Source organism: Pseudonocardia ammonioxydans (assembly GCF_900115005.1).
GTDB lineage: Bacteria > Actinomycetota > Actinomycetes > Mycobacteriales > Pseudonocardiaceae > Pseudonocardia > Pseudonocardia ammonioxydans.
The window spans coordinates 1-4,592 of record NZ_FOUY01000109.1 but is presented as its reverse complement, the minus strand read 5'-3'; the positions used below and the strand labels follow the sequence as shown (position 1 = coordinate 4,592).

The 4,592-nt window shown below is 68.3% G+C and carries 6 protein-coding genes; 1 reads left to right on the top strand and 5 read right to left on the bottom strand.

From position 1 onward, the window contains the following. The 4 genes from BM093_RS34135 to BM093_RS34120 all read right to left on the bottom strand — a co-directional run. The coding region (locus tag BM093_RS34135; protein ID WP_143105703.1) for an MFS transporter at positions 1–428 on the bottom strand (428 nt) is incomplete at its 3' end. A 287-nt stretch (positions 429–715) separates the two neighbouring features. After that, complete coding sequence (locus BM093_RS34130) at positions 716–916, bottom strand: DUF1707 SHOCT-like domain-containing protein (RefSeq protein WP_218163064.1); 201 nt, start codon at positions 914–916, stop codon at positions 716–718. 174 nt (positions 917–1,090) lie between these two features. Next, the gene (locus BM093_RS34125; protein ID WP_093357402.1) at positions 1,091–1,507 is read right to left on the bottom strand and encodes a CBS domain-containing protein; all 417 of its coding nucleotides are present in this window, start codon (positions 1,505–1,507) and stop codon (positions 1,091–1,093) included. Positions 1,508–1,822: 315 nt separating this feature from the next. Then, positions 1,823–2,485: a phosphoribosyltransferase gene (locus BM093_RS34120; protein ID WP_093357399.1), complete on the bottom strand. Its 663-nt coding sequence runs from the start codon at positions 2,483–2,485 to the stop codon at positions 1,823–1,825. Positions 2,486–3,071: 586 nt separating this feature from the next. Between BM093_RS34120 and BM093_RS34115 the strand changes: the two genes are divergently transcribed. After that, a complete protein-coding gene (locus tag BM093_RS34115; RefSeq protein ID WP_093357394.1) occupies positions 3,072–3,806 on the top strand; it encodes an OBAP family protein in 735 nt (244 codons plus the stop codon). A gap of 337 nt (positions 3,807–4,143) precedes the next feature. On the opposite strand, the gene BM093_RS34110 is transcribed toward BM093_RS34115, so the two are convergent. Next, positions 4,144–4,592 (bottom strand): sigma-70 family RNA polymerase sigma factor (locus BM093_RS34110; RefSeq protein ID WP_143105702.1); only part of this gene is annotated, 449 nt, incomplete at its 5' end.

Sequence of the window (4,592 nt, the reverse complement as noted above, 5' to 3'; positions counted from 1 at the left end):
GAGTTGATCGCCGCGTACTCGCCGCCGATCCCGAAGCCGGTGAAGAACCGGCACAGGAAGAACCACCACGGCGAGAACGTGAACGCGGTGAGCGTGGTGGCCGTCAGGTAGATCACCAAGGTGATCATGAAGAGCTTCTTGCGGCCGTGGCGGTCGGTGAGCTCGCCGAAGAACAGCGCCCCGATGCAGGCACCGGCCACGTAGATGGCCGCGGCCTGCCCGATGTGGGCCGGGGTGATGTCGACGCCGCTGCCCGGTTCGGTCAGCCGGGCGGCGACGTTGCCGACCATCGTCACCTCGAGCCCGTCGAGGATCCACGCCGTGCCCAGGCCGAGCACGACCATCGTGTGGAACCGCGCCCAGGGCAGGCGGTCCAGGCGGGCCGGAATCTGCGTACGTACCGTGCCGAGCTGAACCTTTTCGGGCATGACTCCTCCCAGAACCGGAGATGTCCGAGGCGCTTCACCGCACAACGTGGAGCCGAAACGCTCCGGGCTCCGGGAAGGATGGTCAGCTCGACCCCTGACACCGGACACGTTGACCGGCGCGGGGGCAAGCTCAGCTCAGGCTCGAACGATGGAGAGTCGCCCGACGGTGCCCTGACCAGTGGCAGGAACGGCCGCACCCACCCCACCGGGATCGGTCCGGCCGAGTCAGAGCTGGGCGTACCAGGGGCCAGGTGACCCAGAGCCGGATGAGGGTGGTCCGGGCCTCGCTACCAGAGACGACCGGGAAGATCGCGTGTGAGTTCAGCCAGCTCCGCCCGGGTGACGGCGGCATAGGCCGCGCTCACCCGGGTATCGAACTCGTCCACGCTCAGCCGCCTTCGCTCCAACGCCCGCGCCAGGCGCTCGACCACGAGTCCGCGTTCGCTGTCTGAGGCCCGCACCTCGCCCGAGGAGGGATCCGTCACCACCCACGCCCCCTTCTACTGTCGACAGTTCCGGGCGGCGACGGTGACCCCGACCGGTTCCCCCACGGTGTGCACGGCAAGCTCGGCGCTGCCGGGCTCCGGCGCGGTGTCGGGCAGCGCCCGCGCCCGTCCAGGAGACATTCCGGGCCGTTGGGTCGTGGTCGGTGTTGGGGCCGGTCAGTCCAGGGAGATCGCATCCATGATCAGTCCGATGTCGGGGTCCTCCAGGTGGCGGGTGAGGTCGGCCAGGGCCACCAGGCCGACGAGCGTGTGCCCGTCGATCACCGGCACGCGGCGTAGCTGATGCTGAGCCATCGTCTGCAGTAGCTCGGCGATGTCGTCGTCGGCGCCGATGGTGACCGCCTCGCCCTGGGCCAGTTCCCCGGCGTGCACCGCGTGGGAGTCCTTACCGGCGGCCAGCACCTTCACCACGATGTCCCGGTCGGTGAGCATCCCTTTGAGCTTGTCGTCCTGGCCGCAGATCGGCAACGCCCCCACGCCAAGGCCGGCCATCTGGATGGCCGCCTCCTGGACCGACTGATCGGTGCGAACACAGGACGCGTCCGCGGTCATGATGTCACGTGCAGTAGTCACAACAGATCCTCCCTCGCGTAGCTGATACCTACGATGCCAATGGCATACCCGCGATACCCGCACGTCAGACCCCCAAACAGCGGGTGCGGCGCCACGGTCAGCGCCATGTCCCTGTCCGGAGAGCTGTAGACAACCTGGCGCGGGCCGGCTCGGTGACTCCGCTCCCGCCGACACCGACATCAGCGCCCTCGTGGCCGCCGCACGGTTCTCGCCCGAACGGTGGGAGTTCCCGCCCGCCGAACTCGCCGCCTGGCAGGCCACCGCCAACGGTCCTGTCATCCTGGGCAATCCGCAGCAGCCCGGTCGCTGGCGCGCTTACCGGTGCGCTCCTCCTGTCGCCGGAGCACCCCGCCCGAGTAGTTCGAGGACCTCGGCATCGCTGGTCTGTGTGAAGTCCTCGTACCAGCGCCCGACGGCGGTGAAGTCCGGTGGTGTGAGCGCGCACAGCACCTCATCGGCCTCGCCGCGCAGCCGCTGCACGGTCGAAGCGGCACAGGCGGGTACGGCCAGCACGAGCGTCCGAGGGCGTTGCTCGCGCAGCGCCCGCAGCGCGGCTTCGGCGGTGACCCCGGTGGCCAGTCCGTCGTCGACCACGACCACGTCGCGGCCGGCGAGGTCGGGAAGGCCCCGTTCGCCTCGGTAGAGCCGCACCCGTCGCTCCAGCTCCTGCCACTGTGGCGCGGCAAGGGCCGCGACGTCGTCGTCGGTAAGTTCGAGGAACTCGACTGCACTGCGGTCGACGACGAGGCCGCCGCCCTCAGCGATGGCGCCGATGCCCAGCTCGGGATGTCCCGGCGCGCCGAGCTTGCGGGCCACGAACACCTCGAGTGGCGCGCGCAGCGCCGACGCCACCTCGGCGGCGACCGGTACCCCGCCGCGGGGCAGGCCCAACACAACAGGGTCTGGCAGATCGTGCTCGTGCACCAGCCGGGCCAGCCGGCGCCCGGCATCGGTGCGGTTGCGGAAGCCCGTCGCCATGGGCATCGGTTACCCACTGACCCAGCGGAGTCACACCTCCGGGCGGCGACCTCGCATTCGGTCGGGCGAGCACCGAACACGCAGGTCATCCCAGGTCGTCACCGACCGACCGATAATCACCTGTGGACCTGTCCGGTGCAGCCCGGCCGCGAGCACGACACACCTGCGGGCGGGCCCACGCATCCCGACGGCCGCCGATCACCCGCGTGCCGTGCCGAGGCGACCGGTCGCGCGCGGTGGGATCGTCTTGACCGTCCGTGCGCGGCGACCCGACCCGGTCCGCGGACGCCGTGGTCAGCGTCACCCTGCGCTGGCCGGTCGGACTGCGGCGCCGCAGGCGGTGACCTACCCGCGGAGACCAGAACGACGCGGATGATCGTCGGCCACGCTATCCGAGCTGTATCGCCATTTGCGATTTCTCGGCTGCGAATAGCTAATGGTGTCTTCATCGCCCGGGCGCCGACCGCGATCCACCTTGTGAACGGCGGTGGGGCAGGGGGTTCAGGGCCGGGTCAGAGGGTATGCGCTCACCATGTCTTCTGCGTACCACAATTCACGGACACGTCGACTGAGTCGAGGGGCGGCAATGAAGTTCGGCATCGGATTCGCGACCGGCGTAGCGACTACGGCCACGGTACTATTTCGCCGCAAAGCGGCGTCAACCGCGCAGATCGGCAAGGGGCACCCGTTCAAGCATCGCGCATTAGACCTGGCATCGGGTATGATCCAGTCAAAGTATCCACTCGCCGCGATGAGCACGTACCTGAACGGCTTCCACATGTATGCCGATGACATGGGCCGACAGGTGGAGGCGTCGCACTTCTGCGTCCACCTCCGCCCCGACCTCCATCAGTGCGTGATCTTCGATCGAAACGCAGCCGACGCACGCCTCATCGGCATCGAGTACATCATCAGCGAGGAACGCTTCCAGGACCTCCCGGAGGAGGAGAAGCGTCTGTGGCACAGTCATCATTACGAGGTCAAGTCCGGGATTCTGGTCGCCCCAGGCATTCCTGAGCTCGCGGAGAAGTCGTACTTCACCGATCTTGTGACGACGTATGGGAAGACGTTCCACACGTGGCAATATGATCGAGACGACTTCCCGTACGGTATCCCGCAATTGATGATGGGCCTCACCGAGGACGGACAGGCGGACGATGGTCTGGTCCAAGAGCGGGACCGAAGGCTAGGAGTCTCGACCGTGCACAAACGAAATGGCCGTGCAGGCATCCCGGCGCCGGAAGTGGCACCCGAAGCGAACCCGTGGGAGAGCGGTCGGACCGTCCAGACCAGCCTGGAAGAGATGGAATTCAAGCGGTAACGGACATCGGTTGCCTCGCGCGCCGCCGCGGTGATCGGGACGCGGGCGCATGAGCAGCAGCTGGGTTACACGACCGAGGATCGGCAGAACGGTGCCGTCGTGGCGGCGCTGTGACTCAGCGAAAGCACTGCTCACCGATCGGGGCTACCCGCTGGGGTGGCGGGACGACCCAACTCGCGACCGCGCCTGATCGGGCGCGTACCCGCCAGCATCTGCGGCACATGAATGCGGGAACGGCCGTGCCCATCGGGCAGGGGTGAGATAACCAGTCGCAGTCGCCGGTCCCGCGCGCCGACCGAGCCGGCTCGGTTACGGACGGTGGGACCTGCGATCACTGTCAGTCGACGAGTTCCTCTCGCAGCCGGGCGATGATCTGTCTCAGCAGCCGGGACACGTGCATCTGGGACACTCCGATCTCATCGGCGATATCGGACTGGGTCCGGTCACCGAAAAATCGCAGCAGCAGGATGCGCCGCTCCCGCGGTGGCAGGGCGTCGATCCGGGTCCGCAGCTCGTCGCGCATCGTGGCGGTCTCGAGATCGGGGTCGTCGTCGCCGAGCCGCTCGCCGAGGGTGAGCTCCCCGTCCGGGCCGGGCATGTCCAGTGAGGCGGCGCGGTAGGACTCCAGGGCTCCGAGCGCCTCCACGACCTCCGAGGTGTCGGCGTCGAGCTCCTCGGCGAGCTCGCTGGGCCGCGGTGCGCGGCCGAGCCGCTGGGACAGCACGACCGTCGCCTTGTTGATGCTGACCCCCAGCTCCTTGAGGTCGCGGGGGACCCGCAGCGCCC